The following is a 15,271-nucleotide window of genomic DNA, read 5'->3' on the forward strand; positions in this document are numbered from 1 at the left end:
TGCTACTATATATTGGTAAGTAGGGAAAAACCATGAGTAAAACTTTTGGTCGTCTGATCCGTGAGGCTCGGCAAGGTAAAGGTTTCAGTCAACGCGATCTAGCAAAGCTAGTGGATGTAAGCTATACCTACTTGTCGAAGTTAGAAAATAGTCGAGCTGACTATCCTCCTAAAGAGGAGATTATTCAATTATTAGCTCACCATTTAGGATTGGATGTGGAGGAACTACGAGATTTAGCAGGTCGGATTACTCCAGAAGACACCCAAGTTGTTAAGGAGCTTTATCAAAAGTATCCAACCCAAATGCCAGTATTTTTTCGTCAAATGCGGGATAATCCTGAACTAGCGCAAAAATTTATTCAAGAAGCTAATCAAACCGAAATAGAGGAGAGTTAACGTTGGGTGTAACTAAATCTTATCGACGCTTATCTAAAGCTGAAATTGAGAAAGAAGCTAATCATCTTCTCCTCAAAATGCAGTCTACAACTAATTTTCCTAAATGGCCAGATGTAGCGGAACGTGCTGTTAATTTTTTAAAATTAGATATTGTTTGGGATAAAATTTCTATATCTAATGGTCAATGTGTAGCTGCAAGAATTTATCCAACTGAACGTCTGATAGAAATTAATGAAGATATTCCTGAACTGAAAGAGAATCCCGGATTTTTAGAATCTACAATCGCTCACGAAGTAGGTCATTGGATACTTCATGTTAACCATGACGAAGCTGATGGTCTTTCAGAGCAGCTAGAATTGCCCTGGAATATTGTTGAAAATCATCAACCATTTTTATGTAAAAACACGACTGATAAAATTAATAAAAATTATCAGAAAACGCAAGCTGACTGGATTGAATGGCAAGCTCAGTATTTTGCTAGCTGCTTGTTAATGCCTCGTTATATTTTAGAAGAAAAACGAAAAGGACGAGACTTAACACAATGGTCTCACTTATATGCAATGAGAGAAAGCCTGGGTGTTACTATCTCTAACTTAACTAACCGCCTTCAAGACTTAGACTGGATTTACATACCTAACGGCTCTAAACAAATTTATCTAAACGAAAAATCACAAGATGGACAAAGAAAATTGTTTTAGATTAGATTTAGATAATTTTATCTTTCTTCCCGATTAACCAATAAGTTTTCATTTTACCTCGTCCTTTAACAGAAGTCATTCCTCTAAATTCCAAATAATAATTATCTTTTAATCGTTCATAAGTCGCTTCTGTAACTTGAATTCTTCCAGGTTCTCCCGATGACTCCATGCGAGACGCAATATTCACCGCATCTCCCCACAAATCATAAATAAACTTTTTAATTCCAATTACTCCAGCAACAACCGAACCCGTGTTAATACCAATTCTAATTTGAAACCGTTCGCAGTCTTCACTCTCTCCTAAAATCGTTTCAGCTTGAAAATTATCCATCACGGCTTGCATTTCTAGCGCCATTTCTGCTATTGCTTCGGCGTGATCTTCTTGAGGAAGGGGTAAACCGCCAACCACCATATAAGCATCACCAATAGTTTTAATTTTTTCTAGTTTGTACTGTTCGGCTAAATGATCAAAACTGGAAAATAGCTTATTGAGTAAACCGACTAATTGTATCGGTGGAACTTTCGCCGATAAGGGAGTAAACCCAACAATATCTGCAAACAAAATAGTCACTTCTTCCATTGCTGAAGCGATAGTTGTTTCTCCGGTTTTAAGCTGATCTGCAATCGCTTTCGGGAGAATATTCAAGAGTAATTGTTCAGATTTTTCTTTTTCATAACGCAACTCATAAGTTCGTTCTTCCACTCTTTTTTCAAGTTCTTCATTCGTTTTTTCTAAGGCGGTAAAATATTCTTGAAGCTGTCGATTCATAGTCTTAAAAGATTGAGATAAAATTCGCAGTTCTTTAATATTTTCGGGTGGAATCGATTGATTGAAATCGCCGTGAGCGATGGCTTGACTGGCTTGGCTCAAGCGTGAAATTGGAAAACTAATCCACCGGGCTGTAATTAAACCTAAAATTGTTGTGATAATAATAGCAACAATACAAAGCAAAAAAGTTGTGCGGTTGTTGGCATGAATACGACCCATAAAATCATCTTCCGGTACAACTAACACAATTAACCAATCCAAACCTCGACCATCTTTGAAGGGTAAAACTTCTACAAAATGACGTTCATCTTTGATTTTGAAATTGAAGTGTTGGTAAAATCGGATATTTCTCAATTCACCATAATGTTGCTGCAAATATTGTGCGGTTTCCTGTACTAATATATTGCGACTTTCTGAGGCGTTAAGTCGATCACCATTTGTTACCGTTAACGGATCATCAGTTGAACTCGAAACCAGTTTACCCGAACGTTCCATAATAAATGCTTGTCCAGAATTACCAATCTCTAATCTTTTCAGAAATTGACGTAATTCCTCCGATAACAATACATCTGCTCCACAAACCCCTAAAAAAGAATTGCCATTTCTGCTATAAGAAGGTATACTGGCGGTTAGAGTCGGTAACTTTGTCGTAAAGTCTAAATAAACTTCACTCCAAGTTGCTTGACCTACAGATTTAGCGGCTCGATACCAAGGACGAATACGCGGATCAAAAGGTTTGAGTTCTTTGAGAAAATACATTCGCTCTGCTCTAACATCTAAACTATAAAGCTGCATTTGATAGTTTGTGGATGCGTTACTAATCATCAACTGATAATAACTACCTTGAGGACTGCGACTCACTCCAATAAAACTTCCGGTTCGTTCTTCGCCGCAGTATACTCCATTAACATAGGGTGTAATTTTGATTTGTTGTAAAAACTGATTAACCCCCTCACCATAAACAAAATCAATTTCATCTTGAGCTAAAGCATCCGCATTGAGGCGATTAATCGCATGAGGTGTTTTAATATAGATTTGTAATCTTTGATCAATCCTCGCCGTCAGTTCATTTCGCAGTTGAGAGGCTAAATCATTTACCGCTTGTTGGGCATTATAATAGGAAAAATAGCCAACTAAACCAACAGTTGTAACAACCTGTGTAATCAACGGAACAATCAAAACGGTTCGCAGAGAAACATGACCTGCTTTCTGCTTCAACCATTGTAAAAATGCGGAGGGGCCAACTAGCATGAATTTGATCCATTAGCCAAAAACTTCAATATCTTTGGGGGTCAGCATTGACCAAATAAACACCATTTTATACTCATCGTCAATGGCTCTCATCCGTTTAACCCATCTCCCCTGTTTACTATAACAAGCCCCTACCTAAATAAATTAGATAGGGGAGGAAATCAATTAACCCGATTTTAGAGTTGAGACTTAGCCAACGAACTCAACCGCCCGTTTTACCAACGCCTCTGCGGTAATATTGTTAAACGCCATCAACTGACCCGCACTCGAAGTAGTTTCGCCTCGTTTCCAAGCAAAAGTATCTCGTTTTGTTGTGCTGCGTAACATCATCGGTTCTAACATCAAACTTGCGCCACCTGTTACCCCAATTAACGCATCGCCGCCAAACATCTTTTCAAACGCTTCATCACTCATAAACTCCCCATCTGGTTGAGAACAACTCTCCCAAGCCACATCACTCGGACGGTACAAACGACGAGGATTAATAACCGAAACAATCTTAGACCCAATCCCTTGAGATTGCAATTGTTCTGCCGCTTCATAGGCTGGAATTAACGTCATGTCGCCAACCACCGCAAATACAACCGTTTTATCGCCCGCTATTTCCTGCAACACAACCGCCCCATTTTCCAAGGCTTGACGAGTTTGTTCAAAGGTTGTACGGATGGGTAACGGTGACTTACTCGCAGTGATGGTAACGCCTTTATTTTTGGTCGTTAACGCCCAGTCATAACACACCTGAATACTGTTGGCATCGGTGGGGAATAAGGGGAAGATATTGCCATTCCGCATCATCGCCGCAAAATAAGCCTCAATTTCCGGGCGTTGATGTGTCCAACCGTTGCGCCCTTGTTCTAACGCCCCTGCGGTGAATAAAGTAATTGTCGAAGGGGTCTGACGGCGTAACTCAGCCATTGCTTGTGTTACCGTTTGCCAGATGGGTAAACCGTTGATCGCAAAAGACTCGTAGGAACACCACAGCGTTCTGCTTCCCATTAACGCTAACCCGGCGGCTAACCCCGCGCAAGCATCTTCACTCAGGGGTTCATAAACCTGACCGTTTGGCCCTTGGAAATAAAGATCATCGGTTGTCGGGTGAACAATTTTTAGGGCAATATTAATGTTATTGATCCCGGATGCGGCATTTCCATCAGCGTTAGTGATCACAAATTTTGGATCTTTTTGTCCAACGTAGGCGACTAACTCTCCCATCGCAGTGGTTGCTACTTGTTTATCTCCACCGACGGCAAACTCGTTTAAGGGAACATCCAATAATTCGGGTAAAGGATATTCAAACTCCGTGACAACCGTTTTTGAAGCTGGCCCACCCGACGCCCGAACAGCATTGGTTCGCACCAGTTCCCAAACTTCAGGAGGAAGGGCGCGTTGTTTCAAGGTTTCGATGATATGGGGACTATCGAGAGTGTCTTTAGGATAGAGGTTGTGAGACTTAGAACCCCGTGCGTGAACCCCGGCGCCTTTGAGTTGTTTGATAATAAAGATGGTGAGTTTACCGCCCATTGCCAACTTCGCCGCCCGATCCATTCCCGTTAACACGGCTTGGGTGAATTCCATGCGCTTTGCAAAAGAAAAAGCCGTACTATCAACGTAATCTCCGGGTTGGTTTTGATCATCAAAGTCTTTGGCATTGACTAACACCACTTCGGCGAAACCGTTGCCTTTCCAATAGGCGATCATTTCCTCGCTGGTTTTGGTGGAGACCATGCTATGATGCTCCTGGCTGTAGCCATTCCACACCAATACAGGTAAGAAGTTTGTGACTTCTGGGTAGGCGGTGTTGAAGTGAGCGATACTGCTAACGGGGTAGGGTTCACCCATTCCCCCATCTCCCAAAGTGAAAGGAAACAGCTTGTCACGGTGTAACTTCGCCGCCGACATTGCAAAATGTTGTCCTTGTCCGAGAGGGCCTGCGGGGTTGAGTAAGCCCGGAATGTAGCCGGAAAGGTGGCCGAGGAGTCCGTGCATTTCTCGGAAGCGATCGCGCATTTGTTGGACGGTGAAAATGTCCATGTCTTCTAAAGAGCGATCAATAAACATCGCGCTATAAAATCCCGGTGCATGATGCCCAACTTCGGTCATAATGTTTTTGTGACCTAACATCACCAGGGAAGCGTAGGCTTCGACTTGGCTAGCAAAACCGCCTGGATGTCCAGAGGCTTTACTGGCGGTGACTTGTAGGATCAGGTAACGCAGTGCATCGGCGAATAATAACGTCTGATAAGCGGCAGCCGGATCGGTGGGATCACTAATGGATACACTGCCTTCGGCAATTATGGGAGTTTTCCCATAGGTGTCAAATTCAGGAAAGTTATCACTAAAATGCTGAATTCCTTCACAAAACTCCGGTGTAGCTGATGTGGGTTTTGATGCGGCTACTGTCATATTTTATACCCTAACAATTTTACAGTCATTGAATCAATTTAAAGTTTATTTTACAATTGATGGGGACTGATTCCAATTACATCTGCTTTAGTGAAGGATAATCTGAGATCATTGTTACATCCAAACAAGTTCAAAGATGGCGATCACAATTGTTGAGTCGTGAGGTCGTGTCCCGCGCGCTGATTTTAACCGTGATCATGGGATCGCGTTATGATCAGAGTCAATGTCTCTAGTTTTCACCGAAAGGATTTTAGTTTTGCAGCGAGTGATTGATGTATGCCCTATAACCAGTTTAGTATTGAACAAATTAAGTTGAACTTTGGCATAGAAATTCGCGAAAAATTTGGTATCTTTGCCAATATTTCAGAAGTTGAGTATAGTCCTTTTTTAACCCAAGTTTTAGAAAAATTTGTTCCTTTAGCCTTAGAAATTGATAGCCAAAAATCTCGAGCTGAATATATCACCGCTCCGATATTATTTGAACTCAAAAGCCAACTTCAGACTCAAATTAGTCTATTTTCAGGTCAAGAGTTTACAGTAGATCTAGAAAAGGGGTTAAGTGGAAACTGTGATTTTTTAATTAGTTATTCTTCCGATCCTCTCACCATTGAAGTTCCTTTTATCGTATTCGTTGAAGCCAAAAATGATAATATCCCTGCTGCTTTAGGTCAATGTATGGCTGAAATGTTAGCCGCACAACTGTTTAACCAACGTCGTCAACAGGAAATCAAAACCATTTACGGCTGTGTAACAACCGGGACAAACTGGAAGTTTCTACAACTGATTGATCAGAGAATAGAAATAGATTTGCACGAATATTATCTCAGTAATTTAGGTCAAGTTTTAGGGATTTTACATGATTTGATTGAACAAGTTGATTGAATTATGAATGATGAATTGAGTTCAAATTAAGTCGCAGCAAATTCTGTGAAACCCCTTTTACTTGGATGATGAAAACCTAAAACTATATGATTTTCAGGTATTCCTTCAGACAGCAAATCATCAATAACACATAAATCTGTTGAATCTTCTTCAACCCAAACTTTGCCATCTTTAATACAAATATAGATGATCATATGTTGTACTAGCTTCTTATCTTTCAATTCCATTGCGAAACCAAAGATATTGATCTCGAATTTCATCAAAAGCAAGGCGATCACTGACCTCAAATTTCTTTGGATTCTTGACTTGGGAAGCCGTCATCTGATAATATTTTGTTAAGATTTTTTTGATAATATTGCGATATTTTTCTAGGTTTTCCATTCAACAATTTCCTCCTTGCCGATATCAACGACGATTAAAAGAAGCTGATTAGTATTGACGATGGCTTGTATAGATTTTCGTTGAAAAAATCCTTCATAAACCAGATCATCAATTGCCAAATAAAGTGTATATTCAGGTTCGGTGAGTTGAATGAGGTTACGATAGACAATATATTGTCCTAATGCGCCGTGAAAGTCATACATTAAAGACTTGCCAACAAAACTTTTTACTTCAACAACAATTTTTTATCCTTGTCGTTCTGCCGCTATTGGTTTTTCGGCAGCTAGATCTGCATAGAGTTCAGCATCCTCATACTTGATAAAATAAGGATCATCCGTAATTACCCAACCGTCTTTGATTAAGGCTTTTTTAACGGCATCATGGTAAAGATCTTTTGCTGGCATACTCTGGGCTATTAAACTGTCATTTTACAATAAACTATCCATTCTGTTGATGATAAATTATCAGTCAAAATCTCCACCTTGAAACCCTTTAAGCCGCAACCGTTTCTTCAAGTTTCGGAATTTCATAACTGAAAAAATCATAAGCTAAATCTGTATTCGGAAAAATCGCTTTTGCTTCTGTTAACAAATCGTCCAATAAAATCGCATTTCCTGGCGCGTAACGGGGGCTAAAATGAGTCATAATTAACTTTTTGACTCCCGCCATCAACGCCACTTGTGCCGCCATTGTGGAGGTAGAATGTAGGCGTTGAAAGGCGAGTTCTGCATCTTGATGAGCAAAAGTGGCTTCGTGAACCAAAACATCTGCATCTTTTGCGAGTTCTACGGCGCTGTCACAAAAAACCGTATCAGTGCAATAAACAAATTTCCGTCCGGCGATGGGTTCACCACAGAATTGAGAACCGTTAATTTTGCGACCATCGGCTAAGGTGACAACCCCTCCCTGTTTCAGTTTTGCATAAATTGGCCCTGGTGGAATTCCGAGTGCCTTCGCTTTATCAACATTAAACCGTCCGGGCTTATCCTTTTCTGTAATTCGATAACCAAACGCTGTGACGCGATGTTTTAAAGGCTGACAACTGACAATATATTCATCATCTTCATAAACCACTCCCGGCTGAACAGGATGAACTGTAAACGGATAAGAAATATGAGTTTGTGAGAAACGCAGACTGGCTTGCAGGTACTCTTGTAGTCCCGGTGGCCCGTACAAATCAATTCGTTTGACATTTCCTGCTAAACCACAACTCGCAAGCAGTCCCGTCAACCCAAACACATGATCGCCGTGCATATGAGTGACGAAAATGCGACTAATTTGGCTGATTTTGAGATCACTACGCAGAAATTGATGTTGGGTTCCTTCACCACAGTCAAACAGCCACAGTTCCGCCCGTTGCGATAAACGTAGGGCTATGCTGGACACATTACGCGATCGCGTTGGTACACCGGAACTCGTTCCTAAAAAAGTAATCTGCATTTTTTATCATTCCATGATGTGAACAGGAGTGTTGAATAATCAATAAATACAACGAAACCTTGACTAAAAAGGGATTATAGCAATTTTTACAACGGTAACCTCATTGGAGAAATCTACAAAATATGTTAGCCAATTAGGTTCTTGCTGAAGATGATCAAGATTTTGTAGATCAAGTGAGATATTGTGAAAAGTGCGTGAGTTGGATCTATGACTATATTAAGCGAGAAAATTTAACCCATGGGGTTGATCAACGGTTTAGTTAAAAGGAGAAATCGGACGAATCAGTTTACGGGTGATCAGGAATTCGATATATTAAAGATGGGTATTACCCCTCAATTTCTTTTTAACAGATGTTATATTTCTGAGATTATTTTTTTCCATATCACAGCCCAAAGATTTTGTCAACAAAGGCGTTTAGGGGACAGATAGATCCAAACAAGATCAGCAAAATACAAAGTCGTTACAGAATGAGAAGCTTTATAGACAGGGCATTTCAGGGTATTCAGCTCAGAGCAAGCACTATAAAAGTGGGTGATTGCAAAAGACCTCTTGTAATCTCAAAAACTGCCTGTAATAATTAAATATAGAAAGGCACATTACGAGGGTTTCAAGGAGCTGGAAGCGATGTGTTTATGGGAGCACTAAACTTCCAGCGTTCTTTTTTTATTGAATAGACAAGACTTCAAATATTTGTGATCGAGTCTATTCATCAGCTAGTTGATTAGAGGGTTAATTGATCGGGGTCATCTATATAAAGATATAACATCAGGGTCATCTAATCGGCTCACCCCAATTTTTTGGGGTGATTATTGTTGTATTTATACCACTTGCTCAAGAGACTGCCTTTTTTAGACTTGAACAAAATTCAGCGATCGCCTCTAGCCCCTCTGAAGGTGTTCCTTCAGCTAAACGTTTGACAACCGCACTCCCGACAATCACCGCATCAGCGCCCCAGTCACGCAAGGAGCGCGCTTGTTCGGGTTGAGAAATGCCGAACCCAACCCCAATGGGTTTATCTGTAACCGTTCGCATCAGTTGAAGTAAATCTTGAACTCGGGTTTGAACTTGGGTTCGCATTCCTGTCACTCCGGTAACACTGACTAAATAAATAAACCCTTGAGACTGACAAGCGATCCGTTCAATCCGTTCTTTTGGAGAAGTTGGCGCCACTAATAATGTTACTTCAATCCCCATTTCACTCGCAGGTTTTAACAAACTGGGAGCTTCTTCTAAGGGTAAATCTGGAACCACTAAGCCTCGCGCCCCAGCATTATAAATTTGCTGCAAAAACGGTTCAATTCCTCGATGTAAAATCGGATTGTAATAGGTAAATAAAATAATCGGTACTTTTAAACTCGGACTAACCGTTTGGAGCATTTCCAAGACAGCTTCTAAACGAGTTCCCCGTTGTAAAGCACGAGTCGCTGCGGCTTGAATCACTGGCCCATCAGCTAAAGGATCAGAATAGGGAACCCCTAATTCAATTAAATCCGCCCCATTTTGATCCAATACTTGCAAGGCTTGAGCGGTTGTTTCGAGATTAGGATCACCTGCGGTAATAAAGGGAATTATTGCACAGTGTCGCTGTGTTGAGTCCGTAGACTGCGAGTGTCGCAACGACTCGAATTTTTCAGAAACAGAGATCATAGTTTATCGTTTGGGGTAGGAAGGAATCGGGTGTGAACAACGGAGGAATGAGGAAAGTTTTAGTTTTCTGTCGTTTTCTGACGGCTAAGATTTTCTTGTTCGACTTCGGTTTGGAGTTGGGCTAACTCCTCGGGAGTCATTTCTTCCAAGCGTTTCTGCAAAACCGCATCTTCGTAATCTTGGATTTGTTGGTTATAGGTCATGCTTTGGGTGAAAACCCGAAACAGATAACTCAATAACCAACCGACTAAACTGGCGACTAATAAAACTTGACTCCAGATTCCAGCATTGACGCTTTCTAGTCCAATCGCTTGTAAGATTAGGTAAGCGATACCCCCGGCTGCAAAGACTCCGATTCCGATTCCAATCGCATCAATTCGTCGCATTAGCTCTCAATCTGTCGAGGTTTGGGACGAAAGTTGAGGAAGGGGGCGAGAACAATCATTCCCGGTAGGAAGAAGAACATCAGAAAGTACATGAAAGCCCGTTCAAAAGAGCTAGCCACATACCAACGACTGTTGAGATAGGCGTACACTGCGGCTGGAACCACTAAAAGATAGGCACCCGCTAGAGCCGCATACAGAATCAAAGTAATGGCGATCGGAGAGGTGATAGACATAGTTGCTCGCAGATTCAACAACAGATGAAAATAGATGTGATGTCATCTTTGCACATTGAACCATTATTACACCCGATCGCTGTCTTGAATCGTGATCTTCATGGCTTTTGAGATCATCAGTTCAACGGTCGATCAAAAAGCTTGCATAAATTCAATTGGTTGTGCTATCGTAGAGAACACTGTCTTTGAAAGACAGAATAGAACCGTGAAAACTTGGGGGCGTGGCGGAATGGTAGACGCTACGGACTTAGAAAACTGAGCCTTGAGGCGAGAAATCTCTCAAGTGACTGCTCTCAAATTCAGGGAAACCTAAATCTGAACACAGACAAGGCAATCCTGAGCCAAGCCTAGTTTATTGATTGGACTAGGAAGGTGCAGAGACTCGACGGGAGCTACCCTAACGTCAAGCCGAGGGTAAAGGGAGAGTCCAATTCTCAAAGCTAGCTGGACAGATGTTCAACAGCAGTAGCGAAAGCTGCGAGAGGATGAAAATCCGTTGACCTTAAACGGTCGTGTGGGTTCAAGTCCCACCGCCCCCACTTACTTTAAAGCCTTATAGACACGCTGTTTTAAGTTTTTAACCCAATGTACATTAACTAATTATTTGTCATCGGTAACAGATTCGTGTCTTCTTAACATATTAAATGTCGTTAAACTCCTGGGACTATACGTTTTCTTAGTACCCAATCTGAGTGGAAGTTGTCCCGATGTTTCTTAGTTTTGTTTTACCGAAAATGGCGAAAAGCCCCTGCCTTTAGGTATGGGGATGGATAGCCGTGAGCCGAAGACGAACAATTAATGTTATCTGAGTTTGTTTGTGGTAAGATGACTTCATGATTGTCAGAGAAGCTAAACTATTAAACGGTTCCAAGTCTCAATATGCAAGACTGGAGGAAGCCATAAGAACTGCACAGTTCATCAGGGTGCGACGTGAAAGTCGCGTGTAAGGCGCATCAGCGCTAAGTAATTGAGGAACCGCTCCTCTAGAGGACTCCTTCCCTATATTCCTATGTAAAAGGGTCACGTACCCCGCCTACTTTGGGAGTAAGCAATGAAACCACAAGGAATGCAAGGCACAGAAGCGGAGTATACGGACAACTCAGTTGATATACCCCGCAAAGGAAAAGTCTGAAAGGGTTAACGAAAGTGAACCATCATAAGTTCCGTGAACTGTAACAGGCGAAACGAGTTGATACGCCTGACCAAAAGGTAAGCAGGTAAGTCGTTGAAGTTCTGATGTCAATGACGAAGGAGTAGAACCCCTGCCGGAATATAGATGGAACCCAATCCGACTGAATATTACACACGCGAAACACGGTAAACCCCACTGGCTCTTGGGCTAGGTCGAAAACCCAAGTAGGTTAACCGCAAGGAAGACGGAGATGCTGAGGGGGTAAAGGATGCCAGAGAAAGCGAAAGTCAAGGGTAATGCCTTGAATAGGGGTTCAAAATTTGCCTCACACCGAAAGGTGGCAGACTTCTGGCGGGTCTTCAGCGATAAATCAAAGTAAAGGAATTGAACCGACGTGAAAGATAGGGTCAGCAATGACATCGGAACGAAGGAACCGTTAAGGACATGGGAATCCATTAATTGGAAACTCGTGAATAAACGGATTAAAAACCTAAGACAGAGAATTTATCGAGCAACTCAGAACGGACAGTGGAATAAGGTTCGTAGCCTTATGAAGCTGATGATAAGAAGCTACTCCAACCTACTATTGTCTGTGCGAAGAGTAACTCAAGAAAACGAGGGGAAAAGTACGGCCGGCATCGATGGTCAGACGGCAACCACCCCCGCTTTAAGAGTAAAACTCATCAAAGAAATGAAGGATTACACTATAGGTCAAGCTCAACCCGCTAGAAGGGTATACATTCCAAAAGCCAATGGAAAACAAAGACCATTAGGGATTCCAACAGTCAAAAACCGCATAGCACAAGCAATAATCAAGAATGCACTGGAACCTAGCTGGGAATCCCGAATGTCGGGCAGTAGCTACGGTTTCAGACCAGGTAGAAGCTGTCACGATGCCATACAACACACCTGGACACGCCTTAATAAACAGGGAAATGACAGGTGGGTATTAGACGCAGATATCAAAGGCGCATTCGACAACATCAGCCACAACTTCATACTCAAAACCATTGGAGAAATACCAGGCAGAGAGTTAATTAAACAATGGCTGAAAGCAGGTTATGTAGAATCCGAAATATTCCATGAAACGGAAAGCGGAACACCACAAGGGGGAATAATCTCGCCCCTATTAGCTAACATAGCGCTGGATGGAATCGAGCAATTCCTAAGTCAATTCAAGAAAAGGCAAGGGAAGAACAAATCGCCTAGAGCGCCTAAATATGGGTTCGTCAGATACGCTGACGACTTCATCATCACCGCCGAAACTCTCATGGATATTGAGGAAATAATTCCCTCGGTAAAGGAACTCCTCAAAACAAGAGGACTGGAGTTAAATGAGGACAAAACCAATATTGTTCATGTAGAACAAGGATTCAATTTTTTGGGGTTCAATGTCCGCCACTTCCAGGGAAGCTGTCTAGTAAAACCTCAAAAGGAAAAAGTAAAACTATTCCTTAGAGAAATACGGGAATGGCTCAAAACTAACAAACACGCCAGTCCTGAAACAGTTATCCAATACCTAAACCCCCGAATCAGGGGGTGGGGAAACTACTATAAACACGGGGTAAGTAGCGAAGTGTTCAGCTATGTTGACCACCAAATTTTCCAGGCAATCTGGAGATGGTCACTAAGCAGACACCCAAACAAGGGGAAAAAGTGGGTAGCAGGAAAGTATTTCATCACCGCTAACGGCAGGAAATGGAGCTTTCACGCAATAATCGAAGATAGAAGTGGGAAGAGGAAAAACCTAATCCTAACGAAGCTCGGAGACTTACCAATAACCCGTCACGTCAAAATAAAGGGAACAGCATCCCCCGACGACCCCAAACTAACCGAATACTGGGAAAAACGTAGAACCAACTACGGGAAAACATACTTTTCAAGAGGTTCAAAGCTATTTAAAGTAGCCCAAAACCAAAACTGGAAATGCCCAATATGCGGTGAACACCTGTTTAATGGAGAAAAGCTACACACCCACCATAAAGTGCAAGTAAAAGATGGGGGTACTAACAGGGAAGACAACCTAGTCCACCTACACCTCACCTGCCACAAGCACGTACATACGGGTAAAGGTTCTGAGACTCTGGAGGCTTGAGCCGGATGATGGGAAACTGTCAAGTCCGGTTCTTAGGGGGGAGAGATGCGGTGACGTATGCTCTCCTACCCGACAACAAAGCAGTTAGACTATGGCGAGATGAACGGGATGTCAATCAATCTCGTATCTCTCGACTCTGTAAAGAGTTGGCGAAAGAATTCCCTTTTGCCAAAAAACTCAACTCAATGGCACGTCAAGCCTCGGGTGAAAGAGCTTGGAATTCAATATCTAGCTTCTATCGCAATTGTCGTCAGGGAGTCAAGAAAAAAGGATACCCTCAATTCAAGAAACATAGTCGTTCGGTTGAATACAAAACAACAGGCTGGAAACTATCAGACGACCGTAAATCAATTAACTTCACAGATGGGTTTAAAGCAGGTAAATTCTCTCTATTCTGCAATAAAGCTGTTAGAGAAGATTTATTCACCTTGAAGATTAATCGAGTCAGAGTAGTCAGACGAGCCGATGGATATTATGCACAATTCTGCTTTGATGGCTTACGCTCTGAACCCGGAGAATATACGGGAAAAGTAGTCGGTTTAGACCTCGGTTTAAACTATTTCTACAAAGACACTAATAACAATGCAGCCATCTATCCCAAGTATCTGAGGTCATCTGAAAAGCGAATTCAAAAGCTACAGCGACGACTATCTAGGAAGTTTGTAAAAGGAGTTCAACCCCAATCAAATAACTACCACAAAGCTCGAAAAAGACTGGGTAAATGCCATTTGAAGGTTCAACGCCAACGTAAAGACTGGGCTGTGAAGTTAGCCCGGTGCGTAGTGACATCTAACGATGTTGTGGTGTACGAAGACCTCAAGATACAAAACATGGTCAAAAATCATCATCTAGCTAAGTCGATTTCCGATGCGAGTTGGTATCAATTCACCCAATGGTTAGACTATTTTGGAAAAATTTGGGGTAAAACAGTTGTTTCTGTTAGCCCACATTTCACCTCTCAAGATTGTTCTAATTGTGGATTTCGGGTCAAAAAAACACTTCTTTCCCGCACCCACAAATGTCCTAAATGTAAGACAGAAATTTGTCGCGATACAAACGCAGCACTGAATGTTTTAAAGAAGGGCATGAGTATTTTAGGGACTGAGTTTCAACAATACAGCGGTGCGACCTCGTGCGGGGAACCCGCACTTGAGGAAGCGCACCAAGAGAGTACCCAAGGGCATTGGGAAGCTGCCTCATTTGAGGGAAAGCTTGGGGAGACTTCGACCTCTGTTAATGAGGAGAAATCCGATTTAATAAGTCGTGTCGATGAACCAAGAATTAGCAATAGCTAAGAATCCCCCGAATTTATTCGTGGGGAGTATGTCAATCGCTTATCTCCCTAAACCTTCCATAAATTATGCAGGGGGCGGTGGGACTTGCTTTCAATCCACTTCAATAAGCATCTAAAATACTCTCTTTTGAGCCTGTGATTCCTGTATGGTTGGATCAGATTCATCAGCAGGTGACTATTAGATTGGCTGATTAAAACTGAAGTTGCAAGATATTATGTTGTATGTTGTGTGCATCGCTCGGGTCTCATAAAATTGTGTTTGCAT

Annotated in this window: 13 protein-coding genes and 1 pseudogene; 5 read left to right on the forward strand and 9 right to left on the reverse strand. The window is 41.9% G+C overall.

The genetic code is table 11. From position 1 onward, the window contains the following. Window positions 1–32 precede the first annotated feature (32 nt). Together L8106_RS21425 and L8106_RS21430 are read left to right on the forward strand one after the other, a co-directional pair. Window positions 33–395, forward strand: a complete 363-nt coding sequence (locus L8106_RS21425; protein WP_009786547.1) for a helix-turn-helix transcriptional regulator — start codon at window positions 33–35, stop codon at window positions 393–395. A gap of 2 nt (window positions 396–397) precedes the next feature. Next, entirely contained in the window at window positions 398–1,093 is a 696-nt protein-coding gene (locus L8106_RS21430; protein ID WP_009786548.1) for an ImmA/IrrE family metallo-endopeptidase, read from the forward strand. 7 nt (window positions 1,094–1,100) lie between these two features. On the opposite strand, the gene L8106_RS21435 is transcribed toward L8106_RS21430, so the two are convergent. Continuing rightward, the gene (locus L8106_RS21435; RefSeq protein ID WP_009786549.1) at window positions 1,101–3,113 is read right to left on the reverse strand and encodes an adenylate/guanylate cyclase domain-containing protein; all 2,013 of its coding nucleotides are present in this window, start codon (window positions 3,111–3,113) and stop codon (window positions 1,101–1,103) included. 189 nt (window positions 3,114–3,302) lie between these two features. Further along, the gene (locus L8106_RS21440; protein ID WP_009786550.1) at window positions 3,303–5,516 is read right to left on the reverse strand and encodes a transketolase; all 2,214 of its coding nucleotides are present in this window, start codon (window positions 5,514–5,516) and stop codon (window positions 3,303–3,305) included. Between the two features lie 276 nt (window positions 5,517–5,792). On the opposite strand from L8106_RS21440, the gene L8106_RS21445 reads away from it, so the two are divergent. Beyond that, window positions 5,793–6,398: a hypothetical protein gene (locus L8106_RS21445; protein WP_009786551.1), complete on the forward strand. Its 606-nt coding sequence runs from the start codon at window positions 5,793–5,795 to the stop codon at window positions 6,396–6,398. A 26-nt stretch (window positions 6,399–6,424) separates the two neighbouring features. Here the strand turns inward: L8106_RS21445 and L8106_RS33885 are convergent, their stop codons facing one another. The 7 genes and pseudogenes from L8106_RS33885 to ndhL all read right to left on the reverse strand — a co-directional run bounded on the left by L8106_RS33885 (window position 6,425) and on the right by ndhL (window position 10,485). Continuing rightward, window positions 6,425–6,625, reverse strand: a complete 201-nt coding sequence (locus tag L8106_RS33885; RefSeq protein WP_009786552.1) for an element excision factor XisI family protein — start codon at window positions 6,623–6,625, stop codon at window positions 6,425–6,427. After that, the gene (locus L8106_RS33890) at window positions 6,609–6,779 is read right to left on the reverse strand and encodes an element excision factor XisI family protein (RefSeq protein ID WP_009786553.1); all 171 of its coding nucleotides are present in this window, start codon (window positions 6,777–6,779) and stop codon (window positions 6,609–6,611) included. Before L8106_RS33890 ends, L8106_RS33885 begins: the two co-directional genes overlap by 17 nt. Continuing rightward, window positions 6,767–7,183: pseudogene (locus tag L8106_RS21455) on the reverse strand (XisH family protein). The gene L8106_RS33890 and the pseudogene L8106_RS21455 overlap by 13 nt, the downstream one beginning before the upstream one ends. Window positions 7,184–7,271: 88 nt before the next feature. Beyond that, entirely contained in the window at window positions 7,272–8,219 is a 948-nt protein-coding gene (locus L8106_RS21460; protein ID WP_009786556.1) for a ribonuclease Z, read from the reverse strand. A gap of 831 nt (window positions 8,220–9,050) precedes the next feature. Next, window positions 9,051–9,866, reverse strand: a complete 816-nt coding sequence (gene trpA, locus L8106_RS21465) for a tryptophan synthase subunit alpha (RefSeq protein ID WP_009786557.1) — start codon at window positions 9,864–9,866, stop codon at window positions 9,051–9,053. Window positions 9,867–9,925: 59 nt separating this feature from the next. After that, a complete protein-coding gene (locus L8106_RS21470; RefSeq protein ID WP_009786558.1) occupies window positions 9,926–10,252 on the reverse strand; it encodes a DUF3007 family protein in 327 nt (108 codons plus the stop codon). Beyond that, window positions 10,252–10,485 (reverse strand): NAD(P)H-quinone oxidoreductase subunit L, encoded by a 234-nt coding sequence (gene ndhL / locus L8106_RS21475; RefSeq protein WP_009786559.1) that lies wholly within the window; start codon window positions 10,483–10,485, stop codon window positions 10,252–10,254. The genes L8106_RS21470 and ndhL overlap by 1 nt, the downstream gene beginning before the upstream one ends. A 1,526-nt stretch (window positions 10,486–12,011) precedes the next feature. On the opposite strand from ndhL, the gene ltrA reads away from it, so the two are divergent. Both ltrA and L8106_RS21485 read left to right on the forward strand, forming a co-directional pair. After that, on the forward strand, window positions 12,012–13,712 hold the full coding sequence (ltrA, locus tag L8106_RS21480) for a group II intron reverse transcriptase/maturase (protein ID WP_009784645.1): 1,701 nt from the start codon (window positions 12,012–12,014) through the stop codon (window positions 13,710–13,712). A gap of 8 nt (window positions 13,713–13,720) precedes the next feature. Next, a complete protein-coding gene (locus L8106_RS21485; protein ID WP_009786560.1) occupies window positions 13,721–15,007 on the forward strand; it encodes an RNA-guided endonuclease TnpB family protein in 1,287 nt (428 codons plus the stop codon). Window positions 15,008–15,271: the final 264 nt, after the last annotated feature.

The organism is Lyngbya sp. PCC 8106, from assembly GCF_000169095.1.
GTDB lineage: Bacteria > Cyanobacteriota > Cyanobacteriia > Cyanobacteriales > Microcoleaceae > Capilliphycus.

What these genes read in the sequence shown, in the direction of transcription:
- L8106_RS21425 (WP_009786547.1), top strand. Translation starts at nt 33, where the DNA reads ATGAGTAAAACTTTTGGTCGTCTGATCCGTGAGGCTCGGCAAGGTAAA.
- L8106_RS21435 (WP_009786549.1), bottom strand. Translation starts at nt 3,113, where the DNA reads ATGCTAGTTGGCCCCTCCGCATTTTTACAATGGTTGAAGCAGAAAGCA.
- L8106_RS21440 (WP_009786550.1), bottom strand. Translation starts at nt 5,516, where the DNA reads ATGACAGTAGCCGCATCAAAACCCACATCAGCTACACCGGAGTTTTGT.
- L8106_RS21445 (WP_009786551.1), top strand. Translation starts at nt 5,793, where the DNA reads ATGCCCTATAACCAGTTTAGTATTGAACAAATTAAGTTGAACTTTGGC.
- L8106_RS33885 (WP_009786552.1), bottom strand. Translation starts at nt 6,625, where the DNA reads ATGGAATTGAAAGATAAGAAGCTAGTACAACATATGATCATCTATATT.
- L8106_RS33890 (WP_009786553.1), bottom strand. Translation starts at nt 6,779, where the DNA reads ATGGAAAACCTAGAAAAATATCGCAATATTATCAAAAAAATCTTAACA.
- L8106_RS21460 (WP_009786556.1), bottom strand. Translation starts at nt 8,219, where the DNA reads ATGCAGATTACTTTTTTAGGAACGAGTTCCGGTGTACCAACGCGATCG.
- trpA (WP_009786557.1), bottom strand. Translation starts at nt 9,866, where the DNA reads ATGATCTCTGTTTCTGAAAAATTCGAGTCGTTGCGACACTCGCAGTCT.
- L8106_RS21470 (WP_009786558.1), bottom strand. Translation starts at nt 10,252, where the DNA reads ATGCGACGAATTGATGCGATTGGAATCGGAATCGGAGTCTTTGCAGCC.
- ndhL (WP_009786559.1), bottom strand. Translation starts at nt 10,485, where the DNA reads ATGTCTATCACCTCTCCGATCGCCATTACTTTGATTCTGTATGCGGCT.
- L8106_RS21485 (WP_009786560.1), top strand. Translation starts at nt 13,721, where the DNA reads ATGGGAAACTGTCAAGTCCGGTTCTTAGGGGGGAGAGATGCGGTGACG.